Genomic DNA, 25134 nt, shown 5'->3' with positions numbered 1-25134 from the left:
TTCGAGAATCAGGTGGACTGCGGAGAACTTGAAGCAAACCACTACTGAAAGCGTGTGACAGTCCCCCTCAGGGTTATCTCTGTACCCCGTTCGAGATATGTTCTGAGTCACAGCAATGACGTGACTCTAAACATCACCGCCGCCGCCGAGGAATCTCGGGGTGACGCACTGAAGCAGCCGGTTGCTCGCCGACCGATTGAAGATCAGTAACACCACGGTCGCGGCGGGATGGCGCGAGTACGGTGTCAAGCCTTGGCGCAGTGAGACGTTCAGGTTCTCTACCGACCCGGAGCTGGTCGCCAAGGTCACCACATCGTCGGGCTGTACTTGAATCCGCCCGACCACGCGATCGTGCTGTGCGTGGACGAGAAGTCGCAGATCCAGGCCCTGGACCGGACGGCGCCGATGCTGCGGATGCGGATCGGTTCGGTCGAGAAACGCACCCACGACTATGTTCGACACGGCATCTCCACCCTGTTCGCAGCCCTGGACATCGCCACCGGGAAGGTCACCGGGCTGTGCAAACCGCGGCATCGTCATCAGGAGTTCCACGTCTTCCTCAAACACCTCGCCCGCGCCTACCCGGAGCGGGAGCTGCATCTGGTGATGGACAACTACGCCAACCCGTACCGGCTCAGAACCTTGTGCACTGTCAAAACATTCAGACCCAGCAGATACGCGATCCGGGACGGACCCCAGCGGCGGATGACGCGGACCTTGATGATGCGCCGCTCGGGGCGCGTCGGGGTCTGGTTCGGGCTGCGATGTGGCCGTGAGCTGCGATCGGCCATCCCAGCCGGCCCCTCGGCGCGGTAACGAGCGCTCCAGAGTGCTGCGGTGGTGACCGCGACCTGGAACCGTTCAGCCGCCCGCCGCAGCGGCCACCCATCATCAACGACACATTGAGCAAGGCGCAGGCGACCCGTTTCGGACAACGGGGCATTTACGGTGGACCACGAAGACCTCCTGAGTGCTCATAGTCCGCGTAGGCGAGATCCGCCAGTAGCCGGGGGCCGAGGCCGGGCCAGCTGAACGTGCCCTCGAGGACCAGGTTCTCCCCGCGGGACAGACAGATCTCGGTGATGATGTCGAGGAGTTTCGTCGACTCGGTGTGCACCAGGGTGGCGAGTTCGCGGGGCATCAGCCGGTGCCCGTCCGCGAGGTCGATTGTCAGCAGGTCGGTGTAGACGCCCTGCTCGATGGAATCTCGGAGCAGGTAGTCCTTGATCGTGTCCGCATCGAGCACCCGCCATCCCTGCCCGGCGAGGTGCCGGCGGTCGATGCTCGACGACTTCCCCACCCCCGGTGGGCCGGCGGTTGCCAACGCCAGGTACTGACGGCCGATCCCGACGTCGGTCTGCTCGGCCAGGTAGGCGTCGACGATCGTGTCCCGCGTTCGCCGGCGGGCGACCGGGTCGAACAGGTGAATGGAAGCGGAAGGGCCGTCCTTATCGAGGAGCCCGCCGGGCCGGCACCAGGCCTCGAGGTCGGCGGCGACCGCGGCGGGGTCAGCGCGCATTCGCCCGCGCACGCCGGTCCGCGGTGGCCGCGAGCAGCACCCGGTAGTCGTCGTCGCTCAGGAGGTCGCGGGAGCGTTCGATCTGATCCCACGTCCCCCGCATATAGCTCTCCCCGAGCGGATCATCGCCCGGGACGTGCCCGAAGGTGTACTCCCAGGCCACCAGCTCGGCCATCATCCGCTCGTGGTCGATCCGCTTCGCCGCGTGCTCGAGCAGCACCTCCCGCGGTGAACGGTCGCGGGCCGCCGGGTTCAACCGCAGCTTCTTCACGATCCGGCTGACCTCCGGCTGCGTGACGGCCAGGTTCTTCGCGATCACCCGCTGCGGCACCCGATTGTCCGTCGCGTGCGCCACCGCCCGCAGCAACTTGATCTGCAGCAGTTCCTTCTCCGCCGGGATCGCCCGCAGATCCCGCTCCACATCCTCCAACGCCACCACACACCACCGTTCAACTGCAGTTATACAAAATGGTATCAACTCCGTGGAGGACACCAGGTTGGCAGCCACGACGGCGGGAAGCAGAAGCACCCATGGAGTGGGTACCGATCCGTCGGGGCGCGCCGATCTGCCGAGTGTGTTGACACCGTATGGACAGTCGAGGTCGTCGCGCGCCGCGATCCCCGGGCGTTGATTCCTCTCCGCACAAGATCGGCTGCACCGCGGCGCCCCGACCGCATGGCCGGCACCAGAGCGCCGGGAATGAGGTCGACGGTGTCACCGTGATGGGTCCGCATCGATGGGTTTGGCGGTGGCGGCAACGGCGTTCCACAGAGCTTGGGCGTCCGGATTGGGGAGTGCGCCGGGGCGGGTGGCTACCGCTACGGTCCACACGAGGGAGGCCTCCTCCAGGGGGACCAGCCTGATGGGCACTCGAGTGGCCTGCGCCAGGGAGCGGGGAACGATCGCGACGCCTATTCCGTGTGCAACGAGTTCGAGCAGCGATCCGATTTCGTTGCAGGTCACCCTGATCTGGCGTTCGATACCGGCGGCGGCGAAGGCATCGTCGGTGGCTTGCCGTGCTGCGAGTTCGGTGCTGAAGTCGACGAACACTTCGTCCTCGAGCATCGGAAGGGTGGCTGTCGGACGGTCAGCGAGTCGGTGACCCAGGGGACACGCCAACACCATCGGGTAGGTGGCCAGTGGGGCCAGATGTAGATCCTCGGGTGGATGCCGCTGGGGCATCGTGACGAATGCGAGATCGATCTCGGAGTCGTGCACCTTGTGGAAGAGGTCCAGGGGGAACCCGACCGTGATGGCCACGTTGACATCCGGATTCTGTGCGATGAACTTGCTGACCAGGGCTGCGAGGTCGAGACCCGCGAACGAGGGGATCGATCCGATCGTGAGAGTCCTTTTGGCAGTCCGTTTGCTGCGTCGGACCTGCTCGCTCGTCGCGTCGAGCGCTGCGAGGGCACGGCGGGCTCCCGCATAGAGTTCTCGGCCGGCTTCGGTCAGTTCCACCCGTCGTGCTCGGCGGACGAAGAGTTCCACGCCCAGTTCGCGTTCGAGCTCTTTGATCGACGACGAGATCCCTGGTTGCGAGATCACCAGGCGGGTCGCCGCGCGTGTGAAGGTGCCTTCGTCCGCCACGGTGACGAAGTACTGCAATTGCCGCAGTTCCATTATCACTCCTACTTATGGGAAGCCGTAATTATCGGTATTGGACTCTCTTCAGTTATGTCAGACATGCTGAAGACCGTACGGGAAGTGACCTGCACAACACAGCGCGATGGGACGTGATGACGGATGCTCACCTGTCTTGCCCGGGTGTTCGCCGCAGCGTGTCGAGCGGCCACCACACCCCTCGTGCTGATCGAGACGGTCCGTGCGGTGCAGACGCATACGGGCTCGCGGGGCTTTCCGGCCACAGTCACCGAAGGAGAAAACACACGATGACACAGAACGAATTTGCTCACGGTTGGGCGAACGAGGTGTCGCTGACCGGATTGCCCGCCTCTGGCCGGTGGTCCGCCCTCATCGAGATCGGATGCGAGCGGTTCGGCATCGAGGTTGCCGACTCACGGTTGCGGGTGATCGAGGACGTCAGCATCAACGCCACCTGGGACTTCGAGTACGCCGTTTCCGAGCAGGAGTGGACTGGGTTCTGTGCGGTTCCGCCGGCGCGCGGGTTCACCAGCGCACAGGCGATGGTCGCGACTCAGGGCTCGCAGCGGGTGCGTGGTGATCGGGCTGCGTGGGCGCGTGGGGCCGCGGTGGTCGACAGGGTGCTCGACGCGCGCCGGCGCCTGGCGAACGTTGCTCAGCCCGCAGTGGTGCCCAGCCCGGCACCCCGGCAACCAGGTCCAGGTATCAGTCCGATCGAGGGCCGCTATGTGCACCTCGACGTCCAGGGGGTGCGGCAACGCCTCTACTTCGAGGCGGCAGGTGAGGGTCCGGCGCTCGTGTGTTTGCACACGGCCGGTGCGGATTCGCGCCAGTATCGGTACATGCTCGAAGACAGTGAGCTGACCGCGAAGCATCGGGTGTATGCGTTCGACATGCCTTGGCATGGCCGCTCGGATCCACCGGACAACTGGGCCTCGACCCGATATGCGTTGACGACAGAGACGTACGCGGCGACGGTGCTCGGCTTCATCGATGCACTCGGCATCGAGGCCCCGATCTTGATCGGTTGCTCCATGGGCGGTGCCATCGCCCTGTATCTGGCCAGTCGGCACGGAGACCGGTTCACCGGTGTGTGCGCCCTGGAGGGAGGGCTGGGAAATCCGGGACGGTTCGTCGAATGGACCAACAGGAGCGATGTGGACCATTCCACCTTCCTCACCAGCTGGGTCGGTGGCCTGATCGCACCCACCAGTCCGGACGGTCCCCGGAACCAGACCCTGTGGGGCTACGCACAATCCGGACCCGGCGTGTACCAGGGGGACACCTATTTCTACTCGCAGGACCTGCCCAGACACGCGCAGGATCTGTCCCCGGCCACGTGTCCGCTCTACGTGTTCAGCGGCGAGTACGACTACTCGGCAACCACGGAAATGAGCCGCGACGCCGCCCAGCGGCTCGGCGGCGAACTCGTCGACATGCGGACCAAGGGGCACTTCCCGATGTCGGAAGACCCGGTCGGCTTCGCCGGGTACCTGTATCCCGTCCTCGAAAAGCTCACCAGCCGACCCGCACTCTGACAGACACCCACCCACCACGACAGGTACGTCGGCCGCGGTCGACGATCTCAGGAAAACGGTTGATCCACATGAGTTCTCACCCCAGCGCACCACCCGATCACACCTCAGTGACCGATCGACGGGTCCTCGTGGCCACCGGCATCGGCAACTTCATGGAGTGGTTCGACTTCGCGGTCTACGGATTCTTCGCCGTCAGTATCGGACGGACGTTCTTTCCCACCGACAACCCCACAACATCGCTGCTCTCCACACTGGCCGTCTACGGTGTCGCCTTCCTGATGCGGCCCGCCGGGGGCCTGTTCTTCGGCTCTATCGGCGACCGACTCGGTCGTCGGAAGTCACTGTCGTTGGCCGTGGTGATGATGGGAGCCGCCACCGCACTCATCGCGCTGCTCCCCTCCTACGCCACCGCAGGTCTGGTCAGCCCGATTCTGCTCGTCCTGTTGCGGGCTCTGCAGGGGTTCTCGGCGGGCGGGGAATGGACCGGTTCGTCCGCGTTCATCGTCGAGAACGCCCCATCGGACCGGCGCGGTCTCGCGGCCAGCATCGTGCCGGCCACGGCCGCCTTGGCTGTTGCCGCCGGCGCGGGCACCGCGCTGCTCATCAATTCCCTGGTCAGCGCCGAGTCCGTCGACAGCTGGGGGTGGCGCCTGCCGTTCCTCGCCGCCTTCCCCATGACCGTCGTGGGCCTGTACATGCGACTCAAACTCGAGGAGACACCGGTCTTCCGAGAGATGAAGGAGTCCGGCACCGTCGAAGGGTCACCACTCACAGGCGTCGCGCGCCGGGACCTACGATCGCTGGGGATCGCCTTCGCACTGGCCAGCATCACCGTCCTCGGCTTCTACTACCTCGCGACCTACGTCACCACCTTCTTGACGGTCACGGTCAAGATGCCCCGACCCGATGCCCTCGCAGTCGTGGCAATCGGTGCCCTGCTCTACGGACTCCTATGTCCACTCGCCGGCGCAGTGTCCGACCGCATCGGACGCCGACCGGTCTCACTCACCGGCGGCGCGGGTCTGGCAGTATTCGCCGTCCCCGCGTTCCTGCTGATGGCGACGGGACAACCGGCGCTCGCGGTACTCGGCATCGCATTGTTCGGCCTCTTCGAAGCCCTGCACAACGTCACCACCACGGTGATGCTGATCGAATTGTTCCCGCCGGGCACCCGCGCAACCGGAAGCGCCACGGGCTACAACCTGGGAGCCGCGCTGATCGCCGGCCCCGGCCCCCTGATCGCCGCCGCCCTGGCGGCAGCGTTCCCCGGAACTGCAGCACCGGCGATCTACATGGTTCTGGTCGCGGTCGTCGCCACACCGGTGTTGTGGCGGTGGCTCCCCGAGACACGGTGGAAGGGAATCGGACTGAGCGACCACACCGAGACACCCCGAACCACCCACCTCACACCCGAGGTGTCGCGATGACCGGGCTGCCGCTGGCCGGAGTCACCGTCGTCAGTGTCGAACAAGCGGTCGCCGCCCCCTTCGCCACTCGCCAACTCGCCGACCTGGGCGCACGCGTGATCAAGGTGGAGCGACCCGACGGAGGCGACTTCGCCCGCCAGTACGACGAAACTGTCAAGGGATCCTCGAGCTACTTCGTCTGGCTCAATCGGGCAAAGGAGTCGATCACCCTCGACCTCAAGCAGCCGGGCGGGCGTGCCATCCTCGGCGAACTGCTCTCCGGTGCTGATGTTTTCGTCCAGAACCTCGCCCCCGGCGCGGCGCAACGGCTGGGCCTGGATGCGGCATCACTCGCCGATGCACATCCGTCGCTGATCGTGTGCAACGTCAGCGGGTACGGCACCGGCGGACCATGGGATGCCCGCAAGGCCTACGACCTTCTGATCCAGAGCGAAGTCGGGTTGGTATCGGTCACCGGAAACCCGGACTCGGTGGCGAAGGCCGGCATCTCCATCGCCGACATCGCCGCAGGCATGTATGCCTATTCTGGAATCCTCAGTGCCCTCTATGCTCGCGCTCAGACCGGGATCGTCAATACCGTCGACGTCTCCCTCTTCGACGCCCTCGCGGAATGGATGGGTGCCTCCGCCAACTACACCATGTACGGCGGACACCCTCCCGCGCGGACCGGGGCCCGACACGCCACCATCGCACCCTACGGGCCCCACACCACCGGCGACGGGAAGCAGATCGTGCTCGCGATCCAGAACGAACGCGAATGGGCATCGTTCTGCACAACCGTGATGGACTCTCCCCGCCTGGCCGGCGATCCCTCGTTCGGGCGCAACAGCCTCCGCGTCGCCAACAACGACCGACTCCGCGTCCTTATCGACGACCGGTTCGCCGCCCTCGCGTACCGAGAGGCCCGTGACCTGCTCGACCGTGCGGGCATCGCCTACGCCGATGTCAACTCGATCGACGAATTCCTCGACCATCCCGTGCTGGCCACGCGGGGCCGGTGGCAGACCATCGACACCCCTGGCGGACCCGTCGAGGCATTGAAGCCGCCCGCGATCCTCAGCCACACTCCGCCGCACATGGGCCCCGTGCCGCACCTGGGCCAGCACACCGACGCCATCCTGCGCGGGCTCGGGCGATCGGAGTCCGACATTTCCCGGCTTCGCGACGACGCCGCCGTGTGACGGCGGAGCGCTGAACACCTATGCTTCCCGACATTTTTCGTGCAATCGAGAGAGACGCCCCATGACACAAGACGTGCAAACCCGGCCCACACTCCCCGTGCTCGACCTCTACATCGATGGGAAGTCGATCCCCTCGGCGACCGGCCGAACCTACGAGACCACCGACCCCTTCACTCGGCGGGCCGCATCCGTGGTCGCGGACGCGGACGCGACCGATGTCGATCAGGCAGTCGCTGCTGCGCGGGGTGCGTTGGACGGGCCGTGGTCGCATCTGACGGCGCCAGCCCGCGGGCAACTGCTCACTCGACTGGCCCGGCTCATCGAGCGGGACGCGGACCGGCTCGCCGCCCTCGAGACCCGTGAGAACGGCAAATTGCTGCGGGAGATTACCGGACAGGTGCACGCGCTCGCCGGGTGGTACGACTACTTCGCCGGCCTGGCGGACAAGGTGCACGGGGAGGTCATCCCGACCGACAAGAGCAACTTCCTGGTCTACACGCAGAAAGTGCCGGTGGGTGTCGTGGCGGCGATCACTCCGTGGAATTCTCCGCTGCTGCTGCTGACCTGGAAACTCGCTCCCGCACTCGCGGCGGGGTGCACCGTCGTCGTCAAACCGAGCGACTACACGCCCTCCTCGGCGGTGGCGCTCGCGAAATTGGCAACCGAGGCCGGATTCCCGCCCGGTGTGATCAACGTCGTCACCGGGTGGGGCCCGGAAACCGGCAAGGCCCTCGCCAGCCACCCGGGGGTCGACAAGGTCGCGTTCACCGGCTCCACTCAGGTCGGACGCGCGGTCGCACACGCGGCAGCGGACCGGTTCGCGCGGCTGACGCTCGAGCTCGGGGGCAAGTCGGCGCAGGTCGTCTTCGGCGACAGTGACCTCGATGCGGCGACAAACGGCGTCATCGCCGGCATCTTCGCCGCCGCCGGTCAGACCTGCATGGCCGGATCGCGCCTGCTCGTGCAACGCGACGTCGCCGACCGCCTGGTCGACAAAATCGTCGCCCGCGCCGAACAGATCACACTCGGTGACCCGCGGGCGCACGACACCGAGATGGGACCGCTGGCGAACCAACCGCAGTACGAGAAGGTGCTCTCGCACTTCGCCAGTGCCCGCGCAGAAGGTGTCACGATCGCCACCGGCGGTGTCGCGGACACCGACCTCGGTGGCTACTTCGTTCGGCCCACCGTGCTGACCGACCTCCCACCCACCGCCCGCGCGCTCACCGAGGAAATCTTCGGGCCCGTGTTGTCCGTGGTGCGCTTCGATACCGAGGACGACGCCCTCGAGTTGGCCAACAGCACCGAGTTCGGTCTCGCCGCGTCCGTGTGGACCAAGGACGTGCACCGCGGTCACCGCGTCGCCGGCCGACTACGCGCGGGCACGGTCTGGATCAACGCCTACCGGACCGTCGCCCCGCAGGTACCCTTCGGCGGGTTCGGCGCCTCGGGGGTGGGACGAGAAAGCGGGATCAGGGCCATCGATTCCTACCTGGAAGACAAGGCCATCTGGGTAGAGCTCTCCGGGCAGACACGCGATCCCTTCACCCTCGGGTAACCGACCAAGACAACCCACCGGCGGCCCCGACTCCCGACCGCGGTGGCATGGAGAACGAGAAAGATGAACCACGCCGAAGACGACGAATACGAAGTCGTCATCATTCGCTACGGAACGCGGGAAACCCTGCGCAGCAGAGTTTTCCTCAACTATGAAGTGTATGGCGAGTCCGACGGACCCATTCGGATGGATTACTACTTCTGGGTGATCCGCAACGCCCACCGCACGTTCGTCGTCGACACCGGATACAGCGAGGAGGGCGGCCAACACCGGGGCCGCCACCACCTGATCTCACCCGCAACGGCACTCTCGCTCCTGGGCGTCGACCCGGACCACGCGACGGTGATCGTGACCCACGCCCACTACGACCATGCTGGAAACCTCGATCTGTTCCCCCACTCGACCGTGATCCTTCCCGCCACCGAGTACGAGTTCTGGACTGGGCCGTACGCGCAGCGACAGCAGTACCGCCATGCCGTCGAAGACCGCGACATCGCACAGCTGCGGCGCGCCCACCGCGAGGGGCGCCTGCGCCTGCACGCGGGCACCTCGTCCCTCGCACCCGGAATCGAGATGATCGAACTCGGGGGGCACTCCCCCGGCCAGTGTGTTCTCACGGTCAACACCACCGACGGCGTGGTGCTACTCGCCTCCGACGCCACCCACTTCTACGAACAGATCGAGCGGGACATGCCGTTCCACATCGTGGCGGACCTGACGGCCATGTATGCCGGTTTCGACCGGATGAAGGACCTCGTCCGCGACACTCAGGTAATCCTGATCCCCGGCCACGATCCGGCGGTCCTCGATCGGCACCGCCCGTACGAGGGGGATTTGGCCGGCATCGCCGCCTCGATCGGTCAGGTGGCCGTCCGCACCTGACACTCACGCCACGACCCGGGGTGTAACCCTCGGACCGGGTAGCCACGCCGCCAGCCGGCCACCCGATAGAAGCCCCCGGGCGATCCCCATCACGCACCGAAGAACCCCACCGGAGACGACGATGTTGTACGAACTCGCCACGCTGACGCTCAAGCTGCACACCATCCCCCGAGCACTACCCCGGCTCGCGGACTACACCAACTCCCCGGACACAGCCGGACGCCTCCTGGGATGCTGGGAGACCGAGCACGGCGTGATCATCACCAGGCTGCTAGTGCTCCGTGCCTTCGAGGATGCTCAGCAACTCACCCACGAACGGGACCGACTGTTCAGAAGTGACAACCCCTTCGGCATCGGGGAGTTCCTCGAATCGTTCACCGCCGAAACCTACCTGCAGTTCCCGTTCCTCGAGGAGCCGATCAGGCCCGGAACCTATGGCCCGGTCTACGAATTCCGAACCTACCGACTCAAGGTGGGAGGTCTCGAACCGACGATGGCCGGGTGGGCGAAGGCCGCGCCGGAACGCACCCAACTGTATCCCCTCACCACCGTCATGTACGCCACCGACGGCCACCCCCGCATCACACACATCTGGCCCTTCCCCAGCCTCGACGAACGCCTGAGAATACGCCGCAAGGCAGTCGAGATGGGCATCTGGCCGCCGCAGAACGGCCCCGAAAGTATCGCGCACGCAACCTCCACGATTGCGATACCGGCCTCCATCTCCCCCCTGAACTGAGCCCGCGTCGGGGCAACCATCGACCCTCGCGGAAACCGGCGGCTTCGACGTGGTCGGGGCGACACCTCGGCCACCCGCGCGACCAGGCCTCGAAACCCGGGCTCCAATTCCCCACCATCACATCGTCAGAAACGCCCAGAAAGAAACGAGGAAGTTCCCATGTCCGAGAATCTCTACGACACCGGTCTCAGCATCCGCAAGGCCGTGGCCGGTGAACAGTACGTCGACGCATCGCTCGCCAACGCCGACAACTTCAATCTCGACTTCCAGAAACTCGTCACCGAGTACTGCTGGGGAGCAGTGTGGGGGCGAGAGACCCTCTCCCACAAGACTCGCAGCATCATCAACATCGCCGTGATCTGCACCCTCAACCGGCCGCACGAGCTGAAACTGCACGTCAAGGGCGCCATCCGTAACGGGGTCTCCAAGGACGAAATCCGGGAAGTCCTCATGCAGGTCGCCGTCTACGCCGGAGTTCCCGCCGGTGTAGACGGATTCCGGCTCGCACGCGAGGCACTCGACGAACTCGACGCCGCGGAAGCGACCCGCGCATGACCACACCACACAGCGGTGTCGTGGGCTGGATCGGGCTCGGCAACATCGGCGGCCCGATGGCAAAGCGTCTACTGCAGGCAGGGATCCGAGTCCTCGGCACCGACCTCGACGCAAAAGCGGTCGCCGCGTTCACCGACGCCGGCGGCGAAGCCGCACACTCTGCCCGCGAGATCGCCGAGCAGGTCGACACGGTCTTCCTGAGTGTGCCCAACGGTGCCATCGCTCGCACCGTCACCCTCGGCGACGACGGCCTCACCCAGGGCAGCAGACTGCGCCGAGTCGTCGACCTGTCGACGATCGGCGCCAGCGCCGCCGAAAGCCTCGACCGAGACGTGACCGCCGCAGGTCTGGCGTGGATCGATGCGCCCGTCAGCGGAGGCGTGGCCGGGGCAATGAAGGGAACACTCAGCGTCATGGCCTCCGGAACCCCAAGCGCGGTGGAGGACATCGTGCCCTATCTCGAGCATTTCGGGACGGTGTACCGGGTCGGCGACCGCGCCGGACAGGGACAGGTGATGAAACTCGTCAACAACTACCTGTCAGCGGCGGCACTGGCGACGACATCCGAGGCACTCGTCGTCGGTGTCCAGGCCGGATTGGCACCGACCACCATGCTCGAAGTCCTCAACGCCAGCAGCGGACGCAACAGCGCCACCCTCGACAAGTTTCCCCGCGCGATCGTGCCCCGCCTGTTCAACCTCGGATTCTCCACCGGCCTCATGGCCAAGGATGTTGGACTGTTCACAGACCATGCACGGCAACTGAGAGTGCCGCTGTGGGTCGGATCCTCAATCCAACAAATCTGGGACCACACAACCCACCAGAACGGGCCCCATGCCGATTTCAGCAGCATCGTGCAACCCTACGAGCGGTGGGCTGGTGTCGAAGTGGCCGAACAGCCGTCCACGACCGACACCGACTGAGCGCCATCACATGGCACGACTGCTCGGAGAGCAGGATGCGCTACCGCCGGATCCGGCGGTAGCGCATCGACGTGGTCATGGCGAGCATCGCCGTGTGGCCGCACCCGTACAATCCACCACGAGCGTACAAATCCACGACACGGCAACACCTACCAAGCAGATCGCTCGGCGGCTGACCGTGATCGCATCGGCAGAGATTCCAGTGGACGCACCCCTCGGCGACTGCAACCAGTCGCGGTGTAGGGGCGACCGGTTAGGCAATGTGCGACAGCGTCCCGTCCATGCCACCAGCGCAGCACTAAATATCCTGTCAGGAAGCCCTTTTCAAAGTTCCGACAACGAGCAATATGCCAACTAGGCCGCGGTGATCTCGCACCAGAACTCGGCCGAGCCCGACGTCGACCCCAAGAACTTCGGGACTACAACCTCGAAGGCCGAGTCAGTCGGGTCGAGCAGATCCCAACGACCCTCGGCTGCTCCTCACATTCGATGAAAGGATTGGGGGCAAGGCCAGAAGTCTCCCGGCTGATCAGCGCCCGGGCCACCAATTCGAAGGAAACCCTGGCGACGATCGACCGAGGCCGCCTCAGTGCTCACTTCCCGCCTGTTCCACGACCCACGCGGCAATCTTTGCGCGGGAGGTGAATCCGAGTTTGGCCAGTACATGCTCCACGTGTCCCTGAGCTGTGCGCGGCGAGATCACGAGTCGAGCTGCGATCTCCTTGTTGGTCAGACCCTCGGCGACCAGGTCGGCGACCTGACGCTCTCGCTTGGTCAGCTTCGGCGACGTTTCCGCGGAGGCCGGGGAAGTTGGCGCAGGCTCGCCGAGAGCATAGGCAATGGCGGCTTCGAGCCCCAGGGACCGGCCCTCCCGGCGGGCCGCCTCGTATGCTCGCTCCCCGAGAGTCCGACGACTCGATTGCTCGCACTGCTCATGGTGAGCGAGCATCGTCGGGAACACGACTCCGGCGCTGCCGATGGAGTGCCCGAGGGCTTCGGCCGCTGCGATCAGGACGATCGCGCGATGCGCGTCATTCTCGCCTGCGGCGAGCCAGCCGAGGCCTTCGAGGCAGGTGGCGACGGTTCTTGGGCTGTTCACCTGCCGCGCCAGACGCAGCGACTGTCCGAGTAGCCGTGCCGCCCGAACCGCGTCACCCTGCCGCCACACTGCAACGCCCATACCCCACAGCGCGTACGCGCGGTACATCGATTCACCGCGCGCTTCCGTGGTTGCGCGGACCTGCTCGTAGCACTCGATTGCCTGCTCAGTTCGCCGAGGAGTTCGTGGGCTATCCCGAGCATGTGTAGGGCCCCGATGTGCAGTGGATGGTTCTTGCGGCTGGTGAAAGTCGCGAGGGCACTGTGCAGGAGCGCAGGTGCACGACCGAGATTCCCGCTGAAGAGCGCGAGCATTCCGTCGGAATAGGCCACGAGTGCGCGGACCAACGGGTCGGTCGACTGTTCGGCCAGTGCGCGCCCCTCCGCCACGAGTGCGGTTCCCACCGAAATGTCGCCCTGCAGTTCGGCCAGCACGCTGTCCGCGTACAGCCCCTTGACTCTTTCGCGGGTAGGCAGCCTCGGAGCGCTGACCAGGAGACGGTCGAGCCAACGCCGTCCCTCGCTGTACCAGCTCTGCGAGATCCAGAAGGGGAACAGGGCGGCGGCGAGACGCAGTCCGGTCTCGGGACTGTCGGTCGCGCAGAACTCCAGCGCCTCTCTCAAATTCGCCTGCTCCCGCCCGAGCCGGGCGATCCAATCCAACTGCCTCGAGCTTATCCACTCGTCTTCCGCCGCAAGTGCCAACTTCTCGTACCAATCCCGGTGCTGCCTGCGAAATTGGTCGTACTCACCGCTCTCCTGCAATTGCATGCGACCGTAGTCGCGCAGAGTCTCGAGCATCCGGAACCGGACAACGGTGCCGGCTTCTTCGCGGATCAGTATCGACTTGTCCACCAGTGAGGTCACCAGGTCGAGGAGATTTTCCGGATTCAGGCCGCGACCGCCGATCTGTTCGGCGGCGTCGAGTTCGAAGCTTCCGGCGAACACCGCCAACCTCGACCACACCGCCTGCTCATCCGGTGCGCACAGCTCGTAGCTCCAGTCGATACACAGCCGGAGAGTTTGCTGCCGTGAGGGCGCCACCCGGCTGCCTCGAGTCAGCAGTGCATAACGATCGGTGAGCCGCGCCAGGATCTGCTCGGGGGACATCGCCCGCAGCCGAGCCGCCGCCAGCTCGATCGGTAGCGGCAACCCGTCCAGTCGGTGGCAGATTCGGGCGACTGTATCCTTGTTGGTGTCGGTGAGCTCGAATCCCCGGACGGCGATCGCGGCGCGGTCGACGAACAGGGTGACCGCGTCGTAGCGGGGTAGGCCCTGCAGCGTCGACTGCCGATCCGGATCGGGCACCGTCAGTGGCGGTACTCGCAGCGCCGCCTCCCCGCCGATCCCCAGGGGTTCACGACTCGTGGCGAGGACCCGCACCCCTCGGCAGGCGCGCAACAGGGTCTCGACCAGCCCGGCCGCCGCGTCCACGATCTGCTCGCAGTTGTCGAGAACCAGCAGCAATTCCCGGGAGGCCAGGAACTCCAGCAATACCTCGTGCAACGGTGTCCCCGCCTGTTCACGCAACCCGAGCGCGGCGGCCACGACCTCGCTCAACGACGTGCCATCGGACAGCTCTCCCAACTCGACCAGCCATACTCCGTCATCGAACTCACGTCGCATATTCTCGGCCACCCGCAAGGCCAGACGGGTCTTGCCGACACCGCCGATCCCGGTCAGCGTCACAAGATGGGAGTCCGACAGCATCGCTTTGGTGTCCGTCAGTTCACTCCGACGCCCGACGAAGCTGGTGAGCTCGACGGGAAGGTTTCCCTTGGCGCCCCGAGAAGCATGTGACGTCGGTTGGCGGTGCGCCAACGTAATGTGCTTGGCAAACGGTGAATCGTCTGGAACCGGTGATTGCTGCTGTGCGCCTGATTCGGAGTGCAGAGACATCTCGTCGACGGGGAAGCCGTGGCGCCGCTGGATCCGCCGCAGTTCGTCACCGAGCTCAGCAGCCGAGGGCCGGTCCCGAGGATTTGCGGCCATCGCGCGTCCGATCGCCGCTGACACGTCGTCGTCGATTCCGTGCTCGCGTAGGTCCGGTACCGGCTGGGTGGTAATCCGCAGGAACTGGGCCACCACCTGCTCGCCGCTGCGTCGCTCGAAGGCAGCATGACCGGTCAGGGCGCTGAACAGCGAGGCGCCGAGTCCGTATACGTCCGATGCCCGACTCGGCGGATCGCCACGGAGCACCTCTGGGGCTGTGAACGCCGGCGAGCCGGTCACTGTGCCGGTGCCGGTCTCGAATCCGCCGGAGATGTGTGCGATCCCGAAGTCACTCAATGCCGGATCTCGGTAGTCGGTGAGCAGAATATTTGCGGGCTTGATGTCACGGTGCAAGATCCCGAGCCGGTGAGCGGTCTCCACCGCTCCGGCCATCTTCACCCCCAGCCGCAGCGTCTCGTAGATCGGGAGCGGCCCGTGTCGGCGGATTCGCGCATCCAGCGAGTCCTGCGTGTGATACTGCATTGCAATGTAGTGGAGACCGCACTCGGTGACGCCGACTTGCAGCACGTTGACGATATTCGGGTGTCCGCTCAGCCTGCCCATCGCCCGCTGTTCCCGGAGGAATCGCGCTCGATTTACCTCGTCGAGGTCTGCGGTGAGCACCTTCACTGCGACGATACGGTCCATGTCCGGCTGAGTGCAGCGGTAGACTACGCCGAACCCGCCACGCCCGATCTCCTCGGCGTTCTCGAACCCTTCTGCCCCTAGCTGCGCAGCGACCGCTGCGCCCACGTTGCGTTGAGTTACGAGTGGATCATCATCTTCGGCCATCAGCTATCCAGCGATCCATCCGATCCGCGACGCTCGACGCCGCGCATACTCACCGTGAGAACCTGTGTTCTCAGGGTAACGCCGCCACCCGATGCCTCGGCCCTGTCTCGTCGTTCTCTCAACCTCGATCCGTCGGGGAGTTCAGCCGTCCGGGACTGCCCGTCCGGGTCGCACTCGGTCTGTCGCGAAGCAGACAGCACCGCTCGCTATGTTTGCGCCTGACAGAGATATGTCCACCGCTCGAACTCAATCCGATCCCGCTCGTCAACGTCATACGAGTCGAGACGATCCACGCAGTCGTGCCGCTTGCAACTACGACACTCGTTACCCGGTCCGGTCATCGCAGGCTCGAGTCTCGAGGTTCGAGCTGTATCAGGATGCAACGATGCGCTTTGGTAGGAGAATCCTCCCGGTACTGCGCGGCAGTGGGGCGTTGATTCGTCGGCCATCGGGCGAGCTGCCTTCGGAACGTTTTCTGGAGTCGCCATTCCTTGCGTTCTTCCTCAGTGAAACCTCCCCAAGTGCCGTGGGGTTCGGCCGTTTCCAACGCGTGGTTCAGGCATGCCGCTCGCACTGGACAGCGATCGCAGATCAGTTTGGCGGCACGTATCCGCTCCGCCCGTGCTTCGCCGCGTTCGTTGTCCGGATGGTAGAAGATTGTCGTGTCGGTGCCACGACATGCAGCGGACAACTGCCAGTCCCACACCTCGGAGATCGGCGTAGGTAGTTTCAGTAGCTTTGCTGGCATCCCTATTCCTTCGTGACTGCCCGGATGCCGGGAACTGACTGGCCCGTAGTGTACGAAGCGTTCGAGTTTGCATCCGGTCTCGGCGGAGAAGAAACTTCACGGAGGCGGGGGCCAGGTCCCGCTCGAAGAGTTCCAGGAACCGCTTCTGGTCGTGCCCGGGAGCGTGGAAGACGAGGTGGTTCAACCCGGCGTCGAGGTACGGGCGGATCTGCGCCACCGCCTCGTCCGGATCCGACGCCACGATCCACCGCTTCGCGACCTGCTCGATCGGCAACGCATCCGCCGCCTTCTCCATCTCGATCGGATCCTCGATCGAATGCTTCTGCTCCGGCGTCAACGACAACGGCGCCCAGAACCGCGTGTTCTCGAGCGCCAACTCCGGATCCGTGTCGTACGAAATCTTGATCTCGATCATCTTGTCGATCTCCGCGACATCCCGCTCGGCCTTGGCCGCCCCCTCCGCGACCGCAGGCATCAACTTCTCCGTGTACAACTCCATCCCCTTACCGGACGTGCAGATGAACCCGTCACCACTGCGACCGGCGTACCGGGCCACCACCGGACCACCCGCAGCGATGTACACCGGGATCCCGCCCTCGGGCACGTCGTAGATCGACGCCCCCTTCGTGTTGAAGTACTCGCCCTCGAAATCCACCCGGTCACCGAGCCAGAGTTCCCGCATCAACCGGACCGCCTCCCGCAGGCGCGCGAACCGCTCCTTGAATTCCGGCCACTCCCCGGCAAAACCGGTCGCGATCTCGTTCAGCGCCTCGCCGGTACCGACACCGAGCATGATCCGCCCCGGATACAGACAACCCATCGTCGCGAACGCCTGCGCCACCACCGCCGGGTTGTACCGGAACGTCGGCGTCATCACCGACGTCCCCAACTGCAACCGCTCCGTCCGCTCCCCCACCGCCGTCATCCACGCCAGCGAGAACGGCGCATGCCCGCCCTCGTGCCGCCACGGCTGAAAATGATCCGACACCGTCGCCGAATCCATCCCGTGCCGCTCCGCCAGCACACCCAACTCCACCAACTCCCGCGGACCGAACTGCTCCGCGGACGCCTTGTAACCCAACTTCATCATCATGCCTCTACCAATGCTTTGAGTGGTTCCAGAACCTCACCCGCGAATCGCCTGAGGGTGTCTGCGGCGGCGAAGTCGTGGAACCGGAGGACGAATAGTTCCACTCCGCGTTCGTGTTCCCGCTGAAACTGCTCGACCAGCTGCGCGGTAGTGCCGACGAGGGCGGCTCCCCACGCAGGTACCGGCATCCGCCGCGCAGTCAGTGCTGCCACGTGTTCGACGTCCGATTCGTCCGCTGCCATTCCGACGGCGTACTGGGCGGAGATCCGTGCTCGACCTTTCAGCTCGGACAGTTCCTCGAGTCTGTTCCGCGCTCCCCCGACGCAGTTCCACCAGTCGGCGTACCGGGCGACCAGCGGCATGGTCAGCGTCGGGCCACCACCGCCGATGTGAATGGGAATCCGGCCGTGCACGGGACGTGGAAGTCCGAATGCATTGTGCAGCTGGAACTGCCGACCCTCGTAGTCGAAGGGCTCGCCGGTGAACATCAGTTCCAGGATCTCGAGAGTCTCCCCCAGCGCTTCCGAGCGCTCACGTTTGGATCCGAGCGGAAATCCGAACGCGGACAATTCAGCCTCGACGGAGCCCCAGCCCAGTCCCAGATCGAGCCGCCCCCCACTGATCTGGTCCAAGGTGGCCGCCATTTTCGCGAGCAGCGCGGGATGCCGGAGCGGATTGCATCCGACGAGGTGGCCGAGTCGTATCCGCGACGTCACAGCCGCGACTGCCGTCAGCAGAGTCCAGCTTTCGAGCATGTCGCACGGAGGAGCGCCCGGCGCGTAGAGGTGGTCCATCAGCCAGAAGGAATCGAACCCGCACTCTTCCACCACCGTCGCGGTCGCGAGTACGGAGGTCACATCCATCTTGAACTGGGGAACGTAGACGCCGAACTGCAGGTCACCCATCCGGTGGCGTACGTCGGCCGTCACGGCTGCCCGGGTAGCAGTCGCAGGAACAACGCTTCGGCGTCGGCCAGCAGTTCGTCGCCGTCGAGGAGGCGCCCCGTGATCCACGTCTTGCGGCCGTCTATCCGGTCGATGGATGCTTCGACTCGCAACTTCCGGTGGATGGGGGTGATCTTCCGATAGTTCACCTTCAGGAACGCCGTCCGCGATCCCGGCTGTCCCTTGATACTCACGAAGATCCCGAGCAGATCGTCGAACAGTAGCGGGATGGTGCCGCCGTGGACGGCACCGTTTCCGCCCAATTGGGCGTCGGTGAACTCGACGACCGCGACCATGGTCCGGTCGCGTAGTTCCTGGACCGTGTACGGGATCAGCACCGGATGTCCCCGGCCGGTCAGATCGGGCCGGCGGGGGTAGCGTTCGAGTTCGGGCACCCGGAACTCGGTCAGCCGCTCCGTCGCATCGCGGAACTGCCGGTTCAACTGCGCCATGAGTTCGACCGAAGGCGCTGCTGCACACAGTGCGGATTGCAGTTCACGGAACGTCTCGACGAGCTCACCGAACTCGCGGCTCCCCGGCATTTCCTCCGCCACGTCTCGCGCCCACTCGCCCGGTTGATAGGGGGACGTCGTCACGTATTCTTCACTCGGCACAGTCGATTTGGGCACTGTGACTCCTTCGTCTCGCTCCTGATCGTGGGAAGCGGAGGCCCGCGCGCTCCGTCGGAACGCGCGGGTCCGCTCGATTTTCGTGCCGGGGACACCGCCGGGTCTATCGGCTGATCAGCCGTTCGCTCATCATCGCGATGTCGCGCTCGAAGTCGTCGAAGCTACGGCTCGATGGCTCGATCGTGATCCAGGTGACGCCGGCGTCCGCGTAGGCGCTCAACCGCGGTGCGAGCGCGTCGCAGAATGCGGTCGAATCGCCGGACTGCTGCAGTTCCTTCTCGAAGGGCACGAACGAGACGTCGATGGACGATTTACCGGCTTCGGCCCGCTTCTTGTTCTGCGCGGAGATCATCTCGCGGAGGCTGCCGATGTCTTCGAGCGGCGGAGTTCTCGTGATCTCCGCCATTTGCGCGGACTGCGCCATCGGCATCCATCCGTCCGCCGATTCGACGACGCGACGTCGGGCTGCCTTGCTGTTGCCCCCGATCCAGATCGGTGGTCCCCCCGGCTGCGCCGGCAGCGGGAGCGAGAGGTGGTCGCTGCATCCGAACTCCGGACCGTCGTGATCTTCGCCCACCCACGTGGAGCGCATCGCGGCGATCGCCTCGTCCAGCAACTTCCCGCGCCGGGCGAAATCTGCTCCCAGCGCGTTGAACTCGGTCTCGAGATAGCCCGCGGCCATGCCGAGGGTGAACCGTCCACCCGACAACAGGTCGAGGCTCGCTGCCGATTTGGCCCCGAGGTAGGGGCTGCGATACGCGGCCACCATCACGTAGGTGATGAGTCGGATCCGTGTCGTTGCCTCCGCTGCCATACTCAATGCGACGAACGGGTCGAAGGCGTGGTGACCACCGTTGGCCAGCCACTTCTTGTCCGGGTACGGGTGCTCACTCATCGCGAAGCCGTCGAACCCCGCATCCTCGACGTGCTTGGCGAGCTGCCCGAGACTGCTGTCGCCGATCCACTGCGGGTAGTGCTTCACCGCACGCATCGGGAACATCAGATTGAATTTCAGATCCATGTCCCTGGGTTCCCCTTCACTTCAGCAGGTCACGGGCTATGACCACCCGTTGGACCTCGGTGGCGCCCTCGCCCAGCCGTTTCACGCGCAGGTCGCGAAACCACCGCTCGAGTGGCAGTTCGTCGGAGAGCCCGAGAGCGCCGTGGATCTGGATGCACCGGTCGATCACCTTGTACGCCACCTCGGTGCCGTACATCTTGGACACGGAAGCGTCGGTGCGCACGTCCTTGCCGAGATCCGCATTCCACGCCGCCTGGTACATCAGCAGTCGCGCGGCCCGCAGTTCCACTTCGCAGTCGACGAGCATCCACTGGATACCCTGCTTGTCGGCGAGTGTGCCGCCGAACACCTCCCGGTCCTTCGCCCACCGGCACGCCATGTCGAGGGCCGTCTGGGCAATGCCGATGGGACCGGCTGCGTAAATGATCCGGCCGTGCACCAGAAAGTCGGAGGCGAGGGCGAACCCTCTACCCTCCTCGCCGATCAGGTTGTCGACGGGGATGTGCACGTCGTCGAAATGCAGCTCGTACGGGGCGAACGACGCCATCACCCCGATACGGTGAAACGACATCCCCGGAGTGTCCTTCTCCACGATGAAACAGGAGATGCCACTCCGGCCTTCCCCGGTCCTGGCGTAGACGACGCCCCAGTCTGCCTTCTCGGCGTGACTGGTCCACATCTTGCTCCCGTTGAGCACGTAGTGGTCGCCGTTGCGGACTGCCTTGAGCTTGATCGCCCGTGCGGGATCCGATCCCCCGGACGCCTCACTGATCGACGTATAGGCCTTGGTTGCCGTGCCGTCGATGATCGGTTGTGCGTACTTGCGGAACTGCTCTTCCGTCGCCTTGTACATCACGTTCGGCGGATTGCCACCGAACGCACCCAACGCCGGGAAGAACGCACCCATACGGCATTTCGCGGCCTCCTCTGCCACGACGACCTGCCCCAGGACGCTGAGCCCGGCACCACCGAACTCCTCCGGCGTCTGCATCGCCCACAACCCGAGCGACCGCGCCTTCTCCTGCAACGGAATCAGTTGTTCACGGGGCAGCCCTGCCGCGTCGTGCGGCAGGGTCGCCTCGAGGGGATGCACTTCGGACTCCATGAATCTGCGCACGGTGTCCCGCAGCATGCGGAACTCCTCGGGCAGTTCCCAGGCGCCGGTGACGGAGGACTGTTCGACAGTGGTCACGTCCGTTCCTAGACCTTCTGGCCGAAGCGTCGTGCGCGGGCGTTGGCGAGCTGCGGCTCGTGGTTCGCGTCGTACTGCGCGATCCACTCTTCGGGGAGCTTGCCCCAGGCCTCGTTGATCTTCAAGCGCTGGCCGGGATTCAAGATTTCGGCTGCGACGACATCACCGACGAAGATCGAGCTCTCCTGGACGTCGAGCGTGCCGACGATGCGGGCCTCGACGTAGCTGTGCGCGTCGAGCAGGATCGGGGCTCCGGTGACTCCGGTCTTGGTGCGCAGCTTCGAGAGCTTGTCCCCGTCACGGCCAGAACTGCCGCCCAGCGTCATCAGGATCTCGAGGGACTTCTCCAGCTGCTCGTCCTCGGCGCTGAGCATGTGCATGACGAAGATGCCGGAGTTCGACACCATGTCGTGTGTCTTGTTGTACTTGGTCAAGCTGATCGTGGCGCGGGGAGCTTCGGGAATGATGCTTGCAGAACCCGCCGAGAGAGACATCAGGCCGTTACCGAAGCCACCGTCGATGGTGGTGATGGCAACCGGAAAGGGGCGCAAACCGGCAAGTACTTTGTTGGCCGCATCGTTGTCGACAGTCATGGTGTGTTCCTTCATCTCGGGTGTGTTGGTCGGTGATCCGAACCAGCGAATGTGGAGCCTGAGTTCAGTCGATGGTCCACGTGTTGTGGCCGTTGAGGGTGGCCTGCAGGTCTGCACCCCCGGTCGATCTCGCCGCCGCCACCTGGTTCCGGACTGCGTCGTCGTAGGTGGGGCGTGTCACCGAACGGATGATGCCGGTGACGGTGTAGTTCAGACTCTGATCCGACAGACGCGAGAGCGCGTAGGCGTACTCGGGGTCGTCGGTGTGGGCGTCGTGGATCACGATGTCGTGTGGTGCGACATCACCGGCATTCGCCACCTGCAATCCGAAACCTCGTCGTACGACGCACAGTTCGCCGTCGTCACCGAACGTGATCGGATCACCGTGCCGCAGCGGGATCAGTCGTTTTGCCGCTTCTTCCTTGCGGAGGGCGTCGAACGATCCGTCGTTGAAGATCGGGCAGTCCTGCAGGATCTCGACGAATGCCGTCCCGCGGTGGCGGGCGGCGGCCATCAGCACCTCCGTGAGGCCGGCACGGTCCGAATCGAGGGCCCGGGCGACGAAGGTGGCTTCGGCGCCGACGGTGAGGGACATGGTGTTGAACGGCGCGTCGACCGATCCCATCGGTGTGGACTTGGTGATCTTGCCGACTTCCGAGGTCGGTGAGTACTGCCCCTTGGTGAGGCCGTAGATCCTGTTGTTGAACATGAGGACTCGCATGTTCACGTTGCGGCGAAGGGCGTGGATCAGATGGTTGCCGCCGATCGACATCGCGTCGCCGTCACCGGTGACCACCCAGATCGACAGGTCGGGACGGGTGACCGACAGGCCGGTCGCGAGGGTCGGTGCCCGGCCGTGGATGGAGTGCACCCCGTAGGTCTCCAGGTAGTACGGGAAGCGGGAGGAGCAGCCGATGCCCGAGATGAACGCGATGTTCTCCCGCTTGAGTCCCAATTGCGGAAGCATGCTCTTGACGGTTGCCAGGATCACATAGTCGCCACAACCGGGGCACCAGCGCACCTCCTGCGTGGACGCGAAGTCCTTCGCCTTCATCGGCACCTCCGACTTCGGGACGGTGTCGAGGGCACTGAGCCCCAGTTCGAATCCACGAAGATCGGACGGGATGACACTGGTCATGGGAGAGCTCCAATCGAAGAACTGTGGGTCGCAGAGCTAGCGCGTGACCACGGCCGCGCGGGCGGCCGGGGTCTTGGCCGATTCGGAGGCGGCGAGGGTGCCGCCGAATTCCTGGAGAAACGCTTCGTGTAGCTCGTCCGCCCGGAACGCCATCCCCGACACCTTGGTGACGGGCTGGATGTCGGCGTCGAACCGGGCGCGCAGCAGCATCGACAACTGGCCGAGGTTCATCTCGGGGACCAGGACACGCCGGTACCCGGTCAACACCTCGGCGAGGTTCGTCGGCATCGGATTCAGGTGTCGCAGGTGCGCACGAGCGATCTTGTTGCCGCCACGGCGCATTCGCCGGACGGCTTCACCGATGGGGCCGTAGGACGAGCCCCAGCCGATGACCAGCACGTCGGCGTCACCGTCGGGATCGTCCACGATCAGATCGGGAACCTCGATGCCGGCGATCTTCGCCGCCCGAATCCGGGTCATCAGTTCGTGGTTGACATCGGTGTACGAGATGTCGCCGCTGCCGTTTTCCTTCTCGAGTCCGCCGATCCGGTGCTCGAGACCGGCGCTACCGGGAACAGCCCAGTCGCGGGCGAGCGTCTGCGGGTCACGGGCGTAGGGCAGGTAGCCGCCGTCGGCGCCACCACCGTGCCCGGTGACGGCGAACGCCGGATCGATCGGAGGTAGCGCACCGACGTCCGGGATACTCCACGGTTCCGAGCCGTTCGCGATGGCACCGTCGGACAGTACGAGAACGGGGGTGCGGTAGGTGACGGCGATCCGCGCGGCCTCGAGGGCGGCATCGAAGCAGTCGGCGGGCGACTGCGGCGCAATCACCGCCACCGGGGATTCCCCGTTGCGGCCGTACAGGGCCTGCAGGAGGTCGGACTGTTCGGTTTTCGTCGGCAGCCCGGTCGAGGGTCCACCTCGTTGCACGTCGACGATGACCAACGGCAGTTCCGTCATGACGGCCAGCCCGATCGCCTCGGACTTGAGGGCGAGTCCGGGACCCGATGTGCTCGTCACGCCCAGGGCACCCCCGTAGGACGCACCGAGCGCCGCGCCGATACCGGAGATCTCGTCCTCGGCCTGGAATGTGACGACGCCGAAGTGCTTGTGCTTGCTGAGCTCGTGCAGAATGTCCGAGGCCGGCGTGATCGGATACGTACCGAGGAAGAGGTCCATGCCGGACGTCCGGCCTGCTGCCAGCAACCCGTAGGCCAGGGCGGTGTTGCCCGTGACCTGCCGGTAGGTTCCGGCGGGCAGCGTCGCCGGCGCCACCTCGAAGCTCGTGGCGAACGATTCGGTGGTCTCGCCGTAGTTCCACCCGGCCCGCAGGGCCAGGACGTTGGCCTTCGCGATGTCCGGTTTCTTGGCGAACTTGCTGCCCAGAAACTCCTCGATGGCGGCGAGGGGCCGTCCGTACATCCAGGACAGGACTCCGAGTGCGAACATGTTCTTCGACCGCTCGGCGTCCTTCTTGCCCAGCCCGACCGATTCCACGGCACCCAATGTGAGGGTGGCCATGGCGATCTCGTGAATCTGGTAGTCCTCGAACTCGGCGGTCTCGAGGGGGTCGCCGTCGTACCCGACCTTCGACAGGTTCCGCTTGGTGAACTCGTCGCTGTTGACGATCAGTGTGCCACCGCGAGGCAGGTCGCCGATGTTCGCCTTCAGCGCGGCCGGGTTCATCGCGACGAGGACGTCCGGGCGGTCACCCGCGGTGAGGATGTCGTACTCGGCGATCTGGATCTGAAAGCTCGATACACCGGGAAGTGTTCCCTGTGGTGCCCTGATCTCGGCCGGAAAGTTCGGCTGCGTGGCGAGATCGTTCCCGAAAGCGGCTGCCTCGGCCGTGAACTGGTCGCCCGCCAGTTGCATGCCGTCGCCGGAGTCGCCGGCGATCCGGATGACGACCTGTTCGAGTTTGGTGACCGGCCCGGTCGCCGATTGCGTCGTGGATTCCATCTGA

General features: G+C 65.2%; 19 protein-coding genes and 4 pseudogenes. 9 read left to right on the top strand and 14 right to left on the bottom strand.

The window, feature by feature from the left end; genetic code table 11:
• Window positions 1-130: 130 nt before the first annotated feature.
• Window positions 131-618, top strand: a pseudogene (locus ACNJ7E_RS02305) (IS630 family transposase); the annotation flags it as partial.
• Here the strand turns inward: ACNJ7E_RS02305 and ACNJ7E_RS02300 are convergent.
• The 4 genes and pseudogenes from ACNJ7E_RS02300 to ACNJ7E_RS02285 form a co-directional block, all read right to left on the bottom strand.
• A pseudogene (locus tag ACNJ7E_RS02300) lies at window positions 618-935 on the bottom strand (leucine zipper domain-containing protein); the annotation flags it as partial. The pseudogenes ACNJ7E_RS02305 and ACNJ7E_RS02300 sit on opposite strands and share 1 nt — an antisense overlap.
• Before the next feature lie 8 nt (window positions 936-943).
• The gene (locus ACNJ7E_RS02295; protein ID WP_016881587.1) at window positions 944-1519 is read right to left on the bottom strand and encodes a hypothetical protein; all 576 of its coding nucleotides are present in this window, start codon (window positions 1517-1519) and stop codon (window positions 944-946) included.
• Window positions 1509-1955, bottom strand: a complete 447-nt coding sequence (locus ACNJ7E_RS02290; RefSeq protein WP_237724000.1) for a hypothetical protein — start codon at window positions 1953-1955, stop codon at window positions 1509-1511. The genes ACNJ7E_RS02295 and ACNJ7E_RS02290 overlap by 11 nt, the downstream gene beginning before the upstream one ends.
• Before the next feature lie 279 nt (window positions 1956-2234).
• Complete coding sequence (locus tag ACNJ7E_RS02285) at window positions 2235-3143, bottom strand: LysR family transcriptional regulator (protein ID WP_418338981.1); 909 nt, start codon at window positions 3141-3143, stop codon at window positions 2235-2237.
• A 269-nt stretch (window positions 3144-3412) separates the two neighbouring features.
• Here ACNJ7E_RS02285 and ACNJ7E_RS02280 point away from each other — a divergent pair, with 269 nt between their 5' ends.
• From ACNJ7E_RS02280 to ACNJ7E_RS02245, 8 genes are all read left to right on the top strand, one after another.
• Window positions 3413-4663 carry an alpha/beta fold hydrolase gene (locus ACNJ7E_RS02280; protein ID WP_016881590.1) on the top strand — a complete coding sequence of 417 codons (1251 nt, stop codon included), beginning with the start codon at window positions 3413-3415 and terminating at the stop codon, window positions 4661-4663.
• Between the two features lie 107 nt (window positions 4664-4770).
• A complete protein-coding gene (locus ACNJ7E_RS02275; RefSeq protein WP_418338980.1) occupies window positions 4771-6090 on the top strand; it encodes an MFS transporter in 1320 nt (439 codons plus the stop codon).
• Complete coding sequence (locus ACNJ7E_RS02270) at window positions 6087-7271, top strand: CaiB/BaiF CoA transferase family protein (protein ID WP_016881592.1); 1185 nt, start codon at window positions 6087-6089, stop codon at window positions 7269-7271. The genes ACNJ7E_RS02275 and ACNJ7E_RS02270 overlap by 4 nt, the downstream gene beginning before the upstream one ends.
• 61 nt (window positions 7272-7332) lie before the next feature.
• Window positions 7333-8829, top strand: coding sequence for an aldehyde dehydrogenase (locus tag ACNJ7E_RS02265; RefSeq protein WP_418338979.1), 1497 nt, complete (start codon window positions 7333-7335; stop codon window positions 8827-8829).
• A gap of 63 nt (window positions 8830-8892) precedes the next feature.
• Complete coding sequence (locus ACNJ7E_RS02260; protein WP_016881594.1) at window positions 8893-9711, top strand: N-acyl homoserine lactonase family protein; 819 nt, start codon at window positions 8893-8895, stop codon at window positions 9709-9711.
• Window positions 9712-9832: 121 nt separating this feature from the next.
• A complete protein-coding gene (locus tag ACNJ7E_RS02255) occupies window positions 9833-10450 on the top strand; it encodes an NIPSNAP family protein (protein WP_016881595.1) in 618 nt (205 codons plus the stop codon).
• A 159-nt stretch (window positions 10451-10609) separates the two neighbouring features.
• The gene (locus ACNJ7E_RS02250) at window positions 10610-11005 is read left to right on the top strand and encodes a carboxymuconolactone decarboxylase family protein (protein WP_016881596.1); all 396 of its coding nucleotides are present in this window, start codon (window positions 10610-10612) and stop codon (window positions 11003-11005) included.
• Complete coding sequence (locus ACNJ7E_RS02245) at window positions 10945-11928, top strand: NAD(P)-dependent oxidoreductase (RefSeq protein ID WP_237724003.1); 984 nt, start codon at window positions 10945-10947, stop codon at window positions 11926-11928. Before ACNJ7E_RS02250 ends, ACNJ7E_RS02245 begins: the two co-directional genes overlap by 61 nt.
• A 586-nt stretch (window positions 11929-12514) precedes the next feature.
• Here the strand turns inward: ACNJ7E_RS02245 and ACNJ7E_RS02240 are convergent.
• From ACNJ7E_RS02240 to ACNJ7E_RS02195, 10 genes and pseudogenes are all read right to left on the bottom strand, one after another.
• A pseudogene (locus ACNJ7E_RS02240) lies at window positions 12515-15810 on the bottom strand (protein kinase domain-containing protein).
• Between the two features lie 337 nt (window positions 15811-16147).
• Entirely contained in the window at window positions 16148-16558 is a 411-nt protein-coding gene (locus ACNJ7E_RS02235; RefSeq protein ID WP_016881599.1) for a WhiB family transcriptional regulator, read from the bottom strand.
• A gap of 106 nt (window positions 16559-16664) precedes the next feature.
• Window positions 16665-17651: pseudogene (fgd, locus tag ACNJ7E_RS02230) on the bottom strand (glucose-6-phosphate dehydrogenase (coenzyme-F420)); the annotation flags it as partial.
• Entirely contained in the window at window positions 17648-18577 is a 930-nt protein-coding gene (locus tag ACNJ7E_RS02225; protein ID WP_016881601.1) for an LLM class flavin-dependent oxidoreductase, read from the bottom strand. The gene ACNJ7E_RS02225 and the pseudogene fgd, both read right to left, overlap by 4 nt.
• The gene (locus ACNJ7E_RS02220) at window positions 18574-19221 is read right to left on the bottom strand and encodes a PaaI family thioesterase (protein WP_029538724.1); all 648 of its coding nucleotides are present in this window, start codon (window positions 19219-19221) and stop codon (window positions 18574-18576) included. The genes ACNJ7E_RS02225 and ACNJ7E_RS02220 overlap by 4 nt, the downstream gene beginning before the upstream one ends.
• Window positions 19222-19324: 103 nt before the next feature.
• Window positions 19325-20242 (bottom strand): LLM class F420-dependent oxidoreductase, encoded by a 918-nt coding sequence (locus tag ACNJ7E_RS02215; RefSeq protein WP_016881603.1) that lies wholly within the window; start codon window positions 20240-20242, stop codon window positions 19325-19327.
• Window positions 20243-20258: 16 nt separating this feature from the next.
• Entirely contained in the window at window positions 20259-21434 is a 1176-nt protein-coding gene (locus tag ACNJ7E_RS02210) for an acyl-CoA dehydrogenase family protein (RefSeq protein ID WP_016881604.1), read from the bottom strand.
• A gap of 8 nt (window positions 21435-21442) precedes the next feature.
• Entirely contained in the window at window positions 21443-22027 is a 585-nt protein-coding gene (locus tag ACNJ7E_RS02205; protein ID WP_029538728.1) for a flavin reductase family protein, read from the bottom strand.
• A gap of 64 nt (window positions 22028-22091) precedes the next feature.
• Entirely contained in the window at window positions 22092-23165 is a 1074-nt protein-coding gene (locus tag ACNJ7E_RS02200; protein ID WP_418338978.1) for a 2-oxoacid:ferredoxin oxidoreductase subunit beta, read from the bottom strand.
• Between the two features lie 36 nt (window positions 23166-23201).
• The gene (locus ACNJ7E_RS02195) at window positions 23202-25130 is read right to left on the bottom strand and encodes a 2-oxoacid:acceptor oxidoreductase subunit alpha (protein WP_016881607.1); all 1929 of its coding nucleotides are present in this window, start codon (window positions 25128-25130) and stop codon (window positions 23202-23204) included.
• Window positions 25131-25134: the final 4 nt, after the last annotated feature.

Origin of the sequence: Rhodococcus mengyinensis, from assembly GCF_048381435.1 — a bacterium.
GTDB classification, from domain to species: Bacteria; Actinomycetota; Actinomycetes; order Mycobacteriales; family Mycobacteriaceae; genus Rhodococcus_F; species Rhodococcus_F opacus_D.
The sequence above is the reverse complement of the archived record's forward strand: the minus strand, read 5'-3'. Positions and strand labels throughout refer to the sequence as shown.